Annotated in this window: 14 protein-coding genes; 7 read left to right on the top strand and 7 right to left on the bottom strand. The window is 60.5% G+C overall.

The features are described from left to right. Nucleotides 1–52 precede the first annotated feature (52 nt). On the bottom strand, nucleotides 53–1,462 hold the full coding sequence (gene gltX, locus ABQ278_RS09695) for a glutamate--tRNA ligase (RefSeq protein ID WP_349319420.1): 1,410 nt from the start codon (nucleotides 1,460–1,462) through the stop codon (nucleotides 53–55). Nucleotides 1,463–1,569: 107 nt separating this feature from the next. On the opposite strand from gltX, the gene ABQ278_RS09690 reads away from it, so the two are divergent. The 3 genes from ABQ278_RS09690 (at nucleotide 1,570) to ABQ278_RS09680 (ending at nucleotide 3,738) form a co-directional block, all read left to right on the top strand. After that, nucleotides 1,570–2,052: a hypothetical protein gene (locus ABQ278_RS09690; RefSeq protein WP_349319419.1), complete on the top strand. Its 483-nt coding sequence runs from the start codon at nucleotides 1,570–1,572 to the stop codon at nucleotides 2,050–2,052. Nucleotides 2,053–2,108: 56 nt separating this feature from the next. Next, the gene (locus tag ABQ278_RS09685; protein WP_349319418.1) at nucleotides 2,109–3,443 is read left to right on the top strand and encodes a ComEC/Rec2 family competence protein; all 1,335 of its coding nucleotides are present in this window, start codon (nucleotides 2,109–2,111) and stop codon (nucleotides 3,441–3,443) included. 85 nt (nucleotides 3,444–3,528) lie between these two features. After that, nucleotides 3,529–3,738, top strand: coding sequence for a hypothetical protein (locus ABQ278_RS09680; protein WP_349319417.1), 210 nt, complete (start codon nucleotides 3,529–3,531; stop codon nucleotides 3,736–3,738). Here ABQ278_RS09680 and lexA read toward each other — a convergent pair. The 4 genes from lexA to ABQ278_RS09660 form a co-directional block, all read right to left on the bottom strand. Continuing rightward, on the bottom strand, nucleotides 3,735–4,433 hold the full coding sequence (gene lexA / locus ABQ278_RS09675; RefSeq protein ID WP_349319416.1) for a transcriptional repressor LexA: 699 nt from the start codon (nucleotides 4,431–4,433) through the stop codon (nucleotides 3,735–3,737). The genes ABQ278_RS09680 and lexA overlap by 4 nt on opposite strands. Nucleotides 4,434–4,556: 123 nt before the next feature. After that, a complete protein-coding gene (gene trpC, locus ABQ278_RS09670; RefSeq protein WP_349319415.1) occupies nucleotides 4,557–5,348 on the bottom strand; it encodes an indole-3-glycerol phosphate synthase TrpC in 792 nt (263 codons plus the stop codon). Nucleotides 5,349–5,416: 68 nt separating this feature from the next. After that, nucleotides 5,417–6,445, bottom strand: a complete 1,029-nt coding sequence (trpD, locus tag ABQ278_RS09665; protein WP_349319414.1) for an anthranilate phosphoribosyltransferase — start codon at nucleotides 6,443–6,445, stop codon at nucleotides 5,417–5,419. Then, complete coding sequence (locus ABQ278_RS09660; RefSeq protein WP_349319413.1) at nucleotides 6,438–7,031, bottom strand: aminodeoxychorismate/anthranilate synthase component II; 594 nt, start codon at nucleotides 7,029–7,031, stop codon at nucleotides 6,438–6,440. The genes trpD and ABQ278_RS09660 overlap by 8 nt, the downstream gene beginning before the upstream one ends. Before the next feature lie 230 nt (nucleotides 7,032–7,261). On the opposite strand from ABQ278_RS09660, the gene ABQ278_RS09655 reads away from it, so the two are divergent. Then, nucleotides 7,262–7,624, top strand: a complete 363-nt coding sequence (locus ABQ278_RS09655) for a hypothetical protein (protein ID WP_349319412.1) — start codon at nucleotides 7,262–7,264, stop codon at nucleotides 7,622–7,624. Here ABQ278_RS09655 and trpE read toward each other — a convergent pair whose 3' ends face one another. Next, nucleotides 7,625–9,142, bottom strand: coding sequence for an anthranilate synthase component I (gene trpE / locus ABQ278_RS09650; RefSeq protein WP_349319411.1), 1,518 nt, complete (start codon nucleotides 9,140–9,142; stop codon nucleotides 7,625–7,627). Further along, complete coding sequence (locus tag ABQ278_RS09645) at nucleotides 9,139–11,082, bottom strand: SurA N-terminal domain-containing protein (RefSeq protein WP_349319410.1); 1,944 nt, start codon at nucleotides 11,080–11,082, stop codon at nucleotides 9,139–9,141. Before ABQ278_RS09645 ends, trpE begins: the two co-directional genes overlap by 4 nt. A gap of 271 nt (nucleotides 11,083–11,353) precedes the next feature. Between ABQ278_RS09645 and tpiA the strand changes: the two genes are divergently transcribed. The 3 genes from tpiA to ABQ278_RS09630 all read left to right on the top strand — a co-directional run bounded on the left by tpiA (nucleotide 11,354) and on the right by ABQ278_RS09630 (nucleotide 14,618). Then, complete coding sequence (tpiA, locus tag ABQ278_RS09640) at nucleotides 11,354–12,103, top strand: triose-phosphate isomerase (protein ID WP_349319409.1); 750 nt, start codon at nucleotides 11,354–11,356, stop codon at nucleotides 12,101–12,103. A gap of 235 nt (nucleotides 12,104–12,338) precedes the next feature. Continuing rightward, a complete protein-coding gene (gene secG / locus ABQ278_RS09635; RefSeq protein WP_349319408.1) occupies nucleotides 12,339–12,884 on the top strand; it encodes a preprotein translocase subunit SecG in 546 nt (181 codons plus the stop codon). Between the two features lie 99 nt (nucleotides 12,885–12,983). Next, on the top strand, nucleotides 12,984–14,618 hold the full coding sequence (locus tag ABQ278_RS09630; protein WP_349319407.1) for a CTP synthase: 1,635 nt from the start codon (nucleotides 12,984–12,986) through the stop codon (nucleotides 14,616–14,618). The last annotated feature ends 11 nt before the right edge of the window (nucleotides 14,619–14,629 follow it).

Below are 14,629 nucleotides of genomic sequence, written 5' to 3'. Positions count from 1 at the left end.
TGTGTGCGGCGCACCTAAAATCGGCGTCGCGCCTGCTATATAAACACTCCTTCTAAATGAAAAGCCCCCCTTTTAAGCGAAGGAGGCTCTCTTCGCGGCCAATGGAGGCCAAAAGTCTGGAAATATCCGGTGCGGGGTGTCCGGCAGAGAGAATTCCACGCAGCACAGGGCCGATCTTTCCGAAGCCAACACCTTCATTTTCAACGAATTTTTTCAATTGTCCGTCAATATAATCGGCGTCCCAGTTGTCCCATAGCAACACATTTTCGTGAAGACGCTTGAGGCGAGAAATTGTTTCTTCGGTGAGCAGATTTTTTGTCTTTTCATCAAGCGGCACCGGCCCTTTCGTCAGCGCAAAATGCGCGGCCTGCGCCAATTGCACGATGGTCTGGGCGCGCTCCTTGACGAGGGGCAGGGTGCGGGTGAGGATTTCGCGCGTGTCCGGCGCTTCCTTGTGGCCGGTGGCGATCAGCTCGGCCATGACCAGATTGACCAGGCGCGCATCATCAGCCACGCGGATCCAGTGGGCGTTGACCGAGCCCAGCTTGGCGAAATCGAGCCGCGCCGGCGCCTTGTTGATGCCGCTGACATCGAACCATTCAATGGCTTGCGCGTCGTCGAAAATCTCGTCATCGCCATGCGACCAGCCAAGGCGTGTCAGGTAGTTGCGCATGGCTTCGGGCAGATAGCCAAGGCTCTGGTATTCACCCACCGCCTGCGCGCCATGGCGCTTGGAAAGCTTGGCGCCATCGGGGCCATGGATCAGCGGAATATGCGCGAAGGTCGGCAACTCCCAGCCAAAAGCCATATAGATCAGGCTCTGGCGCGCGGCATTGTTCAGGTGATCGTCGCCACGAATGACGTGGGTGATGCCCATATCATGATCATCGACCACGACAGCGAGGTTATAGGTCGGGTTGCCATCGGAGCGCAGCAGGATCAGGTCGTCCATGTCCTTGGTGTTGAAGGTGACGTCGCCCTGCACCGCATCGGGCACCACGAGGGCGTCGCCCAACGGCCCCTTGAAGCGAATAACATGCGGTTGCTCCAGTTCGGCCTCAGTCGGCGTGCGGTCTCGCCACGGCGAGCGCAGGGCATGACCCGCCTCACGGGCTTCCTCACGGGCCATTTCGGTTTCTTCCTGCGTCATGAAGCAGGCATAGGCGCGCCCCTTGGCCACCAGCTCGGCGACAGCCTGCTTGTGGCGCTTTTCGCGCGCATGCTGGAAGACCACGGTGTCGTCAGGCTTCAGGCCAAGCCAGTCGAGCCCCTCGAAAATGGCGTCAACAGCGGCCACAGTCGAGCGTTCGCGGTCAGTGTCCTCCACGCGGATCAGGAACTTGCCGCCGGTATGTTTCGCATAGAGCCAGTTGAACAGGGCCGTGCGGGCGCCGCCGATATGCAGGTAGCCGGTCGGCGAGGGAGCGAAACGGGTGACGACTTGCGATTTTGGTTGGGTCATGGTCATTTACGGTAAGGGGGGGAAGGTTTGTGAGCGTCTTATAGCTCTCTTTGCCGCGAACCCAAGGTCTTTCATCGTATTTTTGGGCACTTTGGGGCGATGTGCGTTTGAAATCCGCAATTCTTTTCATCAAAAATCGCACGGTGGATGCGCTGAGCCTGCAGGCCGGGCGGCTGTTTCTGTGGCTGCCGGTCGCTATGGGATGCGGTGCAGCCGCCTATCTCAGCCTGCTGTTCGAGCCGTCATGGCTATGGGTGGGCCTGCCGTCTCTGGCGATAGTGGCGGCTCTGTCGGTCATGCGGCGCTTTAATTTAGCTGGATATCTCCTTAATTTTGTAGTTCTTTTATGTGCTTTCGCCTTGGGTGTTATGGTGTGCAAGCTGCGCACTGAGCATGTGCGGGCGCCGGTATTGGGCTCGGAGATCTCCACCTATACCCTGACCGCCTATGTGGTCGATATCGTGTCGCCAAGCGAAGACCAGCCGCGGCTGTTGCTGGCGCCGATATCGCTGCGCGGCGTGAGGCCGGAAGCCACACCGCTGCGGCTGCGCGTGACGCTCAAGCCGGGCACGGTGGAGGCGATCGCCTGAAACCAGGTGATGCGATCTCGGTCTTCGCCATCCTCAATCCGCCGCCGCCGCCGAATATGCCGGGCGGATATGATTTTGCCCGCGCCGCCTGTTTTCAGTGCATCGGCGGGGTTGGGATGGTCCCCGGCCAGCCGCGCATCGTATCCGCGGACAAGCCGGGCTGGTGGCTGGATATGATCCTGAAGCTCAATCAGCTGCGCTGGTCGATCACCGAAAAACTGGTGGCCGGCATCACGCCGGAATTTGCCAATGGCCGCGCCATCGGCGGCTTCGCGGCGGCTTTGGTGACCGGCCATGAAACCTTTATTCCGCAGGCCCTGATCCAGGATATGCGCGATTCCGGCCTCGCGCACATCCTGTCGATTTCAGGTTTCCATATGGCGATTGTCGGTGGCTTCGTCTTCTTCGCCCTGCGAGGCCTGATGGCCGCCGTGCCGTGGCTGGCCCTGCATGCGCCGATCAAGAAATGGGCGGCGGGGCTGAGCATCATCTGCATCCTGCTCTATCTTGCCATATCCGGAGCGCCGGCGCCGGCCGTGCGCTCGGCGGTCGTGGCCTGCGTCGCTTTCGGTGCCATCCTGCTCGACCGCCGCGCCTTGAGCCTGAGAGCGCTGGCCATCGCCGCCATCGTCGTGATTTGCCTGACGCCGGAGGCCGTGATCCAGCCAGGCTTCCAGATGTCGTTCAGCGCCACCGCCGCCCTTCTGGCGCTGGCGGAAACGCTCAAGCCTCCCGTTACTGAAATCAGCGTGCCGATGTGGGTTAAGGCCATCCAGTCGGCCCTGCGTGGGCTTTGGCTGTCGCTTCTGGCCTCGGTCGTGGCGACCGCCGCTACCACACCTTTCGCCATCGCCTATTTCAACCGCTTTTCGGTCTACGGTCTTCTGTCCAACCTGTTCGAGGCGCCAGTTACCGCCTTTGTGGTGATGCCGTCACTGGCGCTTGGCACCGTCTTTTCCGCCACGCCGATTGGCTTGCTGTTCCTGCGTATCGCCGGGGCAGGGCTTTGGCTCATCGAGCGTATCGCCGCCATCACCGCTGACCTGCCGCACGCCGTGCTGAACTGGCCAAGCGCACCGGCCTATGTGCTGGCCATCTCATTTATCGGGCTGTTGTGGGTTTGTCTGGTGCGTGGCAAGGCCCGATGGGCCGGTCTGCTGGCGGCGTGCGCTATCCGGTGGTGGCCGCGCGTGACGCCGCCGGATATCTGGATCGACTCTGAGGGCGGTAATGCGGCGATCCGGGCGTCCGCAGGCGCCTATGTCATGCGCGATCGCGTGCGACAGTATGGTTTCACGCAATGGAGCCAGCATTACGGGCTGACGCCACAGAATATTAGCGCGCGATGCCGACTATATCTGCAAGGGCTATGGTTGCATGCCGAAGCCTGACGCCCCTATGAAGGTCGGTTTCTGGTTCAGCAACAAACCGCCTAAGCCAGAGCGCTTGACGGAACTCTGTTAAGCCAGCGATCTGGTGGTCCTGCGCAGTCCGGTCGGCGACTGGCAGGATGAATGCGCCAGCGTCAACCGTATCAGCGCCGGTGATTTCCGCACGCTTGGCGCCCTGCAACTGACGCGCCAGACGGATACGCAAAAGGGCTGGGAGATCAAGGCTGCCCAGCCCTTGCGTGGTCATCGCTACTGGTCAAACCCCTCGCAAGCCGAGGGCGACGCCGTCTATTAGTGGTAGCGCCGCATCAGGCCGACCAGACGGCCCTGAACCTTGACCTGACCGTCGTTGTAGATCTTGGTCTTGTAGTCCGGATTGGCGGCTTCAAGGGCAATCGAGCCGCCCTTCTTGCGCAGGCGTTTCAGCGTGGCGGTGTCTTCATCGACCAGGGCCACAACGATCTCACCGGACTGTGCCGTATCGGTCTTCTTGATGACGACGAAATCGCCATTCAGGATACCGGCATTGATCATCGAATCGCCTTCGATTTCGAGGATATAATGCTCGCCGGCGCCCAGCAGGGCTTCGGGGACATGGATGCGGTCGCGTTCCTGCCCCATTGCTTCGATTGGCACACCGGCGGCGATCTTGCCCAGCAGCGGCAGTTCGCGGGTGTCGTCATTGATGGGAGCGGAGTTTTCAAGTGGACGTGAGCCTTCAACCACTTGCGGCACAAAGGCCTGACGACCGCGCGGCGGTGCAGAGGCCGTGGCCTGATCGGGCATCTTGATGACTTCGAGGGCGCGGGCGCGGTGCGCCAGGCGACGGATAAAGCCGCGCTCTTCCAGCGCCGTGATGAGGCGGTGGATACCTGATTTCGACGCCAGATCGAGCGCCTCTTTCATTTCATCGAACGATGGCGAGACGCCGCTTTCCTTGATGCGTTCGTGAATGAACATCAGGAGTTCGCGTTGTTTGGTCGTCAGCATAGAACACCTATTTCGCAATGCCTGTCTGCGTGTTCACAGAACAAGTCATGAACCAATAGCCGATGTTCTATATGTGTTCTTGTTAATGTCAAGCTAACGCCGCAAAAATTACCGCATTTTTGCTTAAATGGACAACAGGGTCCGCGTCGCTTCGGTGACATCGCCTTGGCGCATAAGGCTTTCGCCCACCAGCATGGCAGTGGCGCCGGTGCGGGCCAGACGCCTGACGTCAAACGGCGTGAAAATACCGCTTTCTGCGACCAGAATATGCTCAGGCGTGACCATATGGGCCAGTTCTTCGGTCACGGCCAGATCGACATGAAAATCTCTTAGATTACGGTTGTTTATACCAATCAGCTTTGATTTCAGTGTAAGTGCGCGGCGCATTTCTTCGGCATCGTGAACCTCGACCAGGGCGTCCATGCCGTAGTGATGCGCGGTATCGATCAGATCGGCGGCCAGCGAATCATCGATCATCGCCATGATGACCAGGATGGCGTCAGCGCCCAGGCTGCGCAATTCGGTCACCTGCCAGGTATCGACGAGAAATTCCTTGCGGATACAGGGCAGGGATACCGCCCCGCGCGCCGACTGGAAGTGCAATTCGTGGCCCATGAAGCTTGGGTTATCGGTCAGGATCGACAGGCAACTAGCCCCACCGGCCTCATAACACTGCGCCAGATAGTTCGGATCGAAATCTTCGCGAATCAAACCCTTGGAAGGGCTGGCCTTCTTGATCTCGGCGATCAGCGACAGTCCGCCCGGTTGCTGATTGGCGATTAGCGCGCGGGCAAAGCCGCGCGTGGGGCCCGCAGCTTCGATCGCGGATTCGAGATCGCTCAGCGTCGTGTTGACGCGGCGCACGGCCACATCCTCACGTTTGTACGTGGCGATCTTCTCCAGAATATCCTGCATATCGTCTCCTTTGGCGGGCGTGGCGACACTATCATGTCGCGCCACGTCTTAGCCACTCAACACTTATGTTATAGGGGGGCGTTATAGGGCGGCGTCGTCCGGATCAGGGTATCGAGCGCGGCTTTCGCCTTGCCGTCATCGATCACGACCATGGCCAGTTCAACCCCTTCACGCAGCGTCTCGACCTTGTCGGCCACCAGGAAGGCGGCGGCGGCATTGAGGAGGACGATATCGCGGTAGGCGCTCTTTTTGCCATTGAGCAAGGCCAGAAGTTCCGCCGCATTATGCTCCGGCGCGCCGCCGGTGATATCGGCCAGCGCCGCGCGCGGCAGGCCCACGGCCTCCGGCGTGATCTTGAACAGGCGGACAAAGCCGTCACGCCATTCGGCCACATCGGTTTCGCCGGTTGTGGTGAGTTCGTCGAGGCCAGATCCATGCACCGACCACGCCTTGACGGCGCCAAGCTGGCCAAGCGCCTGCGCGATGGGTTCAACAAAGCGCGGCGAGGGCACGCCGACCACCTGACGTTTGGCGCCGGCCGGATTGCTGAGCGGGCCCAGCAGGTTGAAAATGGTGCGGAAACCCAGTTGCTGACGGATCGGCGACACGTGCTTCATGGCGCCGTGATGCGACTGGGCGAACATGAAGCAGATGCCGGCCTCATCGAGCGCCGTCCGCTGTTGCTCCAGTGTCGCTTCAATATTGACGCCGATCGCCGCCAGCACATCGGCGGTACCGGATTTCGAGGTGATGGCGCGGTTGCCGTGTTTGGCCACTTTCAGGCCGCCACCGGCCGCCACGAAACCGACGGCGGTTGAGATATTCAGCGTATGCAGCCCATCCCCGCCGGTGCCGCACACATCTATCACATCGTAGGGATGATCCAGATGGATGGCGGCCTTGCGCATGGCGCGGGCGCAGGCGGCGATTTCGCCAACCGTTTCGCCACGAATACGGATCGCCGTCACGGCCGCAGCCACCTGAGCTGGGGTCGGTTCGCCGCGCAGGCAGGCCGAGAAGAAGGACTCGGCGTCTTCTTCGTTCAGGGTGGTGCCGTCAGCCAGTTTCGACAGCAGCGGCTTGAAGGCGTCAGACATAGAGGTTGTGGTTCTCGATACCGGCGAGGTCGAGGAAGTTCGACAGCAACTGGTGACCGCCTTCGGTAGCGATCGATTCAGGGTGGAACTGGACGCCGTGGATCGGGCGCGTCTTGTGCTGCACGCCCATGATCTCGCCGTCTTCGGTCCAGGCGGTCACCTCCAGATCGTCGGGCAGGGTTTCGCGCTTTACCGCCAGCGAGTGATAACGTGTCGCTGTAAATGGATCGGGCAAGTCTTTGAAAATGCCTTTGTTATTATGGTGTATCTGGCTGGTCTTGCCGTGCATCAGGGTCTTGGCGCGGATGACATCACCGCCATAGGCCTGACCGATCGACTGGTGACCGAGGCAGACGCCCAGAACCGGCATGTCTTCGGGGGCGGCGCGCAGCAGCGGCAGGCAGATGCCGGCCTGATCGGGGGCGCAAGGGCCCGGCGACAGCAGGATGGCTTTCGGCGCCAGCGCCAGGGCGTCCTGAACGCTCAGCGCGTCGTTACGATAGACCTGCGTCTCCGCGCCAAGCTCGGCCAGATAATGGACGAGGTTGTAAGTGAAACTATCATAATTATCGATAACCAAGATCATTAAGGCCTCCGTAAGCGCAGTCTGGTAAGGTGTCTCTCACCCACTAACAACAGCGCGCCCACACATTCAGCATGTATCTAAGCAATTGCATCCGCCTTTCCAAGCCTAAACATCACAAGACTTTTGTGTCGTGCCAAATATCCGTAAGGTGCGGCGCATGACATCGAATTCGTAACGGATTAGCGGACGCACAAACAAGCGACCTGAGCGACGAGCGCCTTTACGAGGCCATGATGCTGCTCAACAGGCCGATGAAGAAGCGCGCCCCAGGTTATGTGCCGATCATTGCCGTGCTGGGTGTTGTCAGCGCCGGCATGTTTTTTACCTATACCATGACCCGTATGCCGATGAACGGCGCCGTTAACGCGGTCAAGGTGGCGTCGCTCAATTCTGCACATCAGACGGACGGTGGGACAATGCTGTCCGGACTGGCCGTGCCGCAAGTGCAGTTTCGTGCCGTCGATTTCCAGCTTTCGAGCGCGCAGCTCCCCGCTGCCGCTGAACAAACAGCCGGTATCGATCAGAACGAATTTGTCCGCGCCAAGATGGCCCTGGAGTCACCGACCCAGGAAACCATCAATCTAGATAATTAATTAGTTCTGGCTGTAGACGTAACGCCAGGCGTCCTGCGCGGCCTTGATGAGCGCACCTGCCTTGTGACAGGTTTCCTCATACTCGGTTTGCGGTACGCTGTCGGCCACCACGCCGGCGCCGGCCTGCACATAGATCATATGATCCTTGAACAGGGCTGTGCGCAGCACGATGCAGACATCGACGCTGCCGCCGCTGGAGATATAGCCCGCACCGCCGCCGTAAAGCACGCCGCGCTTGACCGATTCCAGTTCGTCAATGATCTCCATGGCGCGCACCTTGGGCGCACCTGAGAGCGTGCCGGCGGGCAGGGCGGCCAGCAGGGCATCGACCGCATCCAGATCGTTCGGGGCATCGCCTTCTACATTGGAGACGATGTGCATGACGTGGCTGTAGCGCTCGATGACGAACTTTTCAGTGACACGCACGGACGCGGGCTTGGCGACGCGGCCGACATCGTTGCGGCCCAGATCGAGCAGCATCAGGTGTTCGGAAAGCTCTTTCGGATCGGCCAGCAGTTCCAGTTCCAGCGCCTTGTCCTCGGCCGGTGTCTTGCCGCGGCGACGCGTGCCGGCGATCGGGCGGATCGTCAGTTTGCCATCACGGATACGGACCAGAATTTCCGGCGATGAGCCGGCCAGCTGGAAATCGCCGAAGTTCAGGTAGAACAGGTAGGGCGAAGGGTTGTGGCGGCGGACGCTGCGATAGAAGGCGAACGGATCAAGGTTAAACGGCGCCTCGAAGCGATGGCTCGGCACGACCTGGAAGATATCACCGGCGGCGATATAGTTCTTGGCGCGCTCGACCATGTTGCCGTAGCCCTGCGCCGAGGTCGGTGACGACAACGGCTCCTGGTGGTGATCGGTGGCGGCGGGCTGGGCGGCCAGCGGCACGCGCAGGTCGGATTCCACAGCGTCAAGACGCGCAAGGGCACCGCTATAGGCATCATGAGCCGTCCGGCCGTCCGGCCACACCGGGCTGGCGAGCAGGATCTCGTGCGCGACATTGTCGAAGACGCAGATCACCGACGGACGCACCAGACAGGCGTCAGGCAGGTTCAGGGGATCGGGATTGCCGGTGCCGAGCGGTTCCATCAGGCGGATCAGATCGTAGCCGAAAACACCGAACAGACCGGAGACCATCGGCGGCAGGCCTTCGGGGATATCCATCTTGTTGGCGGCCACAAGCGCGCGCAACGAATCGAGCGTCGGCTTGTCGTCCGGCGTGTATAGGCCTTTGGCGATATCACCGCCGGTGGCCAGTTCGGCCTTGTCACCAAAACAGCGCCATACGAGGTCAGGCGACAGGGTAAGTATCGAATAGCGGCCAGAGAGCGCACCGCCCTCAACCGACTCGAACAGGAAGCTGAAAGGGTGGTTGCGCGACAGTTTCAGATAGGCCGAAACCGGGGTTTCCAGATCATCGATCAGCTTGCGGCAGACGATATAGGGTTTGCCGGCGTCATACGCCTGGGTGAAGACGCCTTCGTTGGCGGTCAGGGAAGCGGCCTCGGCGATCACGGCTTGGCCTTTTCTGCGGGCTTCTTGTCATCCTTCTTGTCGGCCTTCGGATCGGCGGGCGTGATGCCCAGCGCCAGTTCGGCCGTGTTCGGATAGGTGGCGGTCTTGACCAGGGTGCGGGCTTCGGTGCGGTTGGTCGTGGCGATATCCTGCTGCACGCTCTGGGTCATTTGCGCGCGGACGGCGGTCGACATCATGTTGGCGCTGGAGACGTCAGCCTGATGGACGGCGTCGATGCGACCAATGGCGATGTTCATCTGGTTAATCGGCGCATTGAAGGTTTCGCCCGCCTTGCCGGCGAAGACGCGACCGAGCACAGGGTTCGGCAGGCCGGATTGCTGCGCCGTGGCGCGGCTTAAGCCGGGGAACTGACGGACCGGCGCGTTCAGGCTGGCGGCGACGGCGGCGAAGGCTTCGCCCTTGTTGAGACGGGCCGAGGCTTCAGAGGCCTTGGCCTGAATGGCGGCGCCGACCTTTTCGGCCATCCAGTACTGTGCCAGTTCGTTTTTGATCTGGGCGAAAGGCGGCGCACCGGCGGGCTTCACGGCATCGAGGCGGACGGCGAAATACTGGCCTTCGCCGAGTTCTTCAACGTCCGAGGCCGAACCGGCGGACGGCAGGTCGTAGATCGCCTTCACCAAGGTGGTGTAGTTGCTGTAGTTGGCGCGCGGATTGTTGGTCTGGCCATCGGCGGTCATCGGCTCAAGCTTGACGACGGTCAGGCCCAGTTCCTTGGCGGTGGCGTCGAAATTCTTGCCGGCACGGATGGCGTCGGAGAAGGCGTTCGAGTCCTTGTTGACGCGGTTGGCGGCCTCTTCCTTGAGGTAGTCCTGAACCAGTTGGGCGTGGACGCTGTCATAGGAAGGCGTCGAGCCGGTCTTGATCTCGCCCATCTTGATGACGGCGTAGCCGAGTTCACCCTGAATGGCACCGGAAATATCACCGGTCTTGAGCGCGAAGGCGGCGTTGCCGATCTTGGCGTCAGGCACGGCGGCCTTCGGCTTCAGGTCGTAGGTGATGACCTGGCCCTTGTGGGCCTTGGCGGCGTCTTCGGGCGTCTTACCGGCTTTCAGGGCGCTGGCGATGGCGTTGGCGTCGCCGGCGTTCTGGGCCGTCACCTGCACGAACCTGCGGGTTTCCGGCGCGGCCAGGGTGGCGAGGCGGGTGTCATAGAGCTTGCGGACGGCGGCTTCGTCAACCTTGATGTCCTTGTAATTGTCAGCGGCGAAGCGGACCACCGAGGCCTGGCGCAGTTCCGGCATCTGCAATTGCGGCAGGCGCGCGGTGTAGAAGGCATTCAGATCGGCCTCGGTCGGCGGGGCGGGCATTGTGATGTTCGACTGGTTGACCACGAACAGGCTGGCGTCGCGGTTTTGCAGGGTCACGGCGGCTTCGGCGGCGGCATAGATGCGTGGCGCCTTGAAACCGGCGACGGCGGCGGACAGATACTGCTGACCGGCGATTTCATCCGACATGTTCTGCTCGAACGACTTTTCGGTCATGTTGTTGCGCGCCAGCAACTGACGATAGGTGTCCTTGTCGAAACGGCCGGTGACGCTGTTGAAGAAGGCGGGAATCTTGCCGATTTCAGCGACGATCATCTTGGCCGATGGCTTGATGCCGATCGAATCAAGCCAGGCGGCAAACGCTGTCTCGTCGGCCATCTGGTTCAGCAGGCGGATATGGGCGCCGGCGGCAACATATTCTTCGTTGGTGAAGGTCTGTCCCTTGTTTTCTTTGGGATAGTTTTCCTTGATCACTTCAAAGCGGCTCTTGAAATCGCTGGAGCTGATCTCGCGCTTGCCGGCGGTGATAACATCATTGCCACCCGTCTTGTTAAACGCATCGGTCAGGCCGAAAATGGCGAACGAGGCGATCAAAAGCACCATCAGGCCTTTAAAGAACCATGACTTGGTAAATTCGCGGAAGGCGGTGATCATCGCTTTATGTATCCTGTAGACGCAAAAGTAGCCGGCACGCTTTTTAGCGCACGCGCGCAGATATGGTGGTGTCTTACGGCACGAATAAGGCTGTTACAAAGGGAAATTGTGACTTTCAAGGATTTTCTTGGCAAGTTTTCCTTGGCTTGCCCGCCAGCCTCAGTCTATGTTTTGTGCGCTGCGAACACACCGCCGGAGTAACAGGGCCTCATTAGAAGGCGCGTTCGCCGACCGGCCGCAGACCTGAAATGCCAGCCCAAAAAGAATGATAATGCCACAAACCCATCTGATCGCGGCCAATTGGAAGATGAACGGCGTCAAGGCGTCGCTCCCGATCGCCCGCACTATTGCCGAGCAAAGCCGCGGATTAAACGCGCGCGTCGCCCTGTTTCCGCCCGCCACCCTTTTGCCGCTTATGGCCGATGCCCTGCAAGGCACAGATATCATGTTGGGGGGGCAGGATTGCCACCACGCCGATTCCGGCGCCTATACCGGTGATATCTCGGCGTCCATGCTGAAAGACGCCGGCGCTTCCATGGTTATTTTGGGGCATTCCGAGCGCCGCCATGGTCATCTTGAGCCGTGCGCCCTGGTGGCGCGCAAGTCGCTGGCGGCTTTGCGCGCCGGGCTGGAGCCGATCATCTGCATCGGTGAAACGCTTGATCAGCGCCAGGCCGGCCTGACAATTCCCGTGCTGTCGCGCCAATTGGCGGATAGTGTGACGAGCGATCTGAAAGGTCAGGCGTTTCATGTGTCGTATGAACCGGTCTGGGCCATCGGAACCGGTCTGGTGGCGTCGGATGCGCAGATTCTCGAAGCCTTCGCTCTGATCCGGGGGCATCTCGATAAGCATTTCGGTACGAATGCGCCGCAGATTCTTTATGGCGGCTCCGTCAAGGCTTCCAACGCGGCGCACCTGCTGGCGCTGGAAGGCGTTGGCGGCGCGCTCGTCGGCGGAGCGTCCCTGACGGTCGAGGACTTTATGCCGATCATCAGGGCCGCCGACACGGCACCGGTGTGACAAGCAGAGGTGACGAGAACCTTGAACGCCCTTCGCCCTCAAGCAGATGAAGCGGTAGGGCATAAAAGATGTACCCCCTTGTAATCGTCCGCCTGCATCATATTTCTGTTGTGCAATCCAAGACCCCTATGGCCATTCACGCCGGAGGATGCTAAGGGCGTGCGACTTCTCATCCGAGCGACCGGTAACGGGCGCTTTCCGCGAAAAAGATTATAGAAGAACCTAAAGACCCGACATGCTGTTTTATATACTTTTGACCGTCCAAATCATCGTCAGCGTCTCCATGGCGGGCCTGATTCTCATCCAGCGCTCCGAAGGCGGCGCGCTCGGCATGGGCGGCGGACCTTCGGGCTTCATGTCGGCCCGCGGCGCAGGTAATCTGCTGACCAAGGCGACCGCGATTCTGGCCTTTATCTTCTTCGCTAATTCCATTGGCCTGACCATTGTCGGCAACTATTCACAAAAGACGACCTCGGCCGTCGATAAGGTAGATACGACCGGCCTGACGATCGACAAGTCGGCCCAGCCCGCTGCGCCCGCCGCCGCACAAACCAGCTCGGCCGCGCCTTCGCTGAGCGATCTGCCCCTGGCCGGTGCTCCGGCGCCTGCCACGCCGCAACAACAGACACAGCCTGCCGCTTCCAAGCCCGCTGCCCTGCCGGCACCGCTCAAGCTGCCGGCCAATCCGGCGGCTTCGTCAGCGGCGTCCTCGAAGCAGGTTGAGAAGGCCAAGGAAGGCATCTGGCAGTCTTCGGCGGCTTCGTCATCGGCTTCGCGTTAAGCGTTTTTTTGGGCTCACGCCCACACGGTACACACTGTTTTCGGCCCATGGAGTGCTAAGCTCCGTGGGTCATCTCTAATTTTATGGTAAGAGTCTGATATGGCCCGTTTCGTTTTCATCACTGGCGGGGTGGTTTCCTCGCTTGGCAAGGGCTTGGCGTCGGCGGCTCTGGGGGCATTGCTCCAGGCCCGGGGCTTCAAGGTGCAACTCCGCAAGCTGGACCCTTATCTTAACGTCGATCCGGGCACGATGTCGCCTTATCAGCACGGCGAAGTCTTCGTCACCGACGATGGCGCCGAAACCGACCTCGACCTCGGCCATTATGAGCGCTTTACCGGCGTCAACGCCCGCAAGACCGACAACATCACCACCGGCCGCATCTATTCTAACATCATCGAGAAAGAACGCCGTGGCGATTATCTCGGCGCGACCGTGCAGGTGGTGCCGCACGTCACCGACCAGATCAAACAGTTCGTGGTGTCCGATCAGGGCGACGCCGACTTTATCCTTGTCGAAATCGGCGGTACGGTCGGCGATATCGAAGGCCTGCCGTTCTTTGAAGCTATCCGACAGCTTGGCCAGGAACTGCCGCGCCGCCAGTGCTGCTTCATCCACCTGACGCTTTTGCCGTTCGTCAAGACGGCCGGAGAGATGAAGACCAAGCCGACCCAGCACTCGGTGAAAGAACTGCGCTCGATCGGTATTCAGCCCGATATCCTGCTGTGCCGCTGCGAACAGGAAATCCCCGCCGAAGAACGTCGTAAGATCGGCCTGTTCTGTAATGTGCGCGAAACCGCGGTCATTCAGGCCATGGATTCCGACAATATCTACGCCGTGCCGATCGATTACCACAAGCAGGGCCTTGATACCGAAGTGCTGAGCGTGTTCGGCATCGAAGACGCCAAGGCGCCGGATCTCGCCATGTGGAAGGACATCACCCAGCGTTATGCCTATCCGGACGGGGAAGTCTCCATCGCCGTGGTCGGCAAGTACACCGTGCTCAAGGACGCCTACAAGTCGCTGATCGAAGCGCTCTATCACGGCGGCATGGCCAACAATGTGCGCGTCCGCATCGATTGGGTTGAATCGGAAACCTTTGAAGGCGCACCGGATGCGGTGATCGAGCGCCTTGAGAACGTCCATGCCATTCTGGTGCCCGGCGGCTTCGGCGAACGCGGCGCGCTTGGCAAGATCGAAGCGGCACGCTTTGCCCGTGAGAACAATGTGCCCTATTTCGGCATCTGTTTCGGTATGCAGATGGCGGTGCTGGAAACGGCGCGCCACCTGGCCGGCATCAAGGAAGCCTCATCGACCGAATTCGGCCACACCACCGAGCCGGTGGTCGGCCTGATGACCGAATGGCTGAACGGCAACGAACTGACCCAGCGCGCCGCCGGCGGCAATCTCGGCGGCACCATGCGCTTGGGCGCCTTCGAGGCCAAGCTCAAGGAAGGCTCCAAGGTCGCGGAAATCTATGGCGGTGTCGATGTGTCCGAGCGTCACCGTCACCGTTACGAAGTCAACCGCGACTATATCGAGCGTCTGGAAGACTGCGGCCTGCGCTTCTCCGGCATGTCGCCCGATGGCCTGCTGCCGGAAATCGTCGAACGCCCGGAACATCCGTGGTTTATCGGCGTGCAGTATCACCCGGAACTCAAAAGCCGCCCGTTTGCGCCGCACCCGTTGTTCCAGAGCTTCATCGCCGCCGCCAAGGTGCGCTCGCGTCTCGTCTAAACTGAGGATTT

This window comes from Asticcacaulis sp. MM231 (genome assembly GCF_964186625.1).
Lineage (GTDB): Bacteria > Pseudomonadota > Alphaproteobacteria > Caulobacterales > Caulobacteraceae > Asticcacaulis.
Note: the sequence above shows the minus strand (reverse complement) of the source record. Positions and strands in the feature narration are given on the sequence as shown.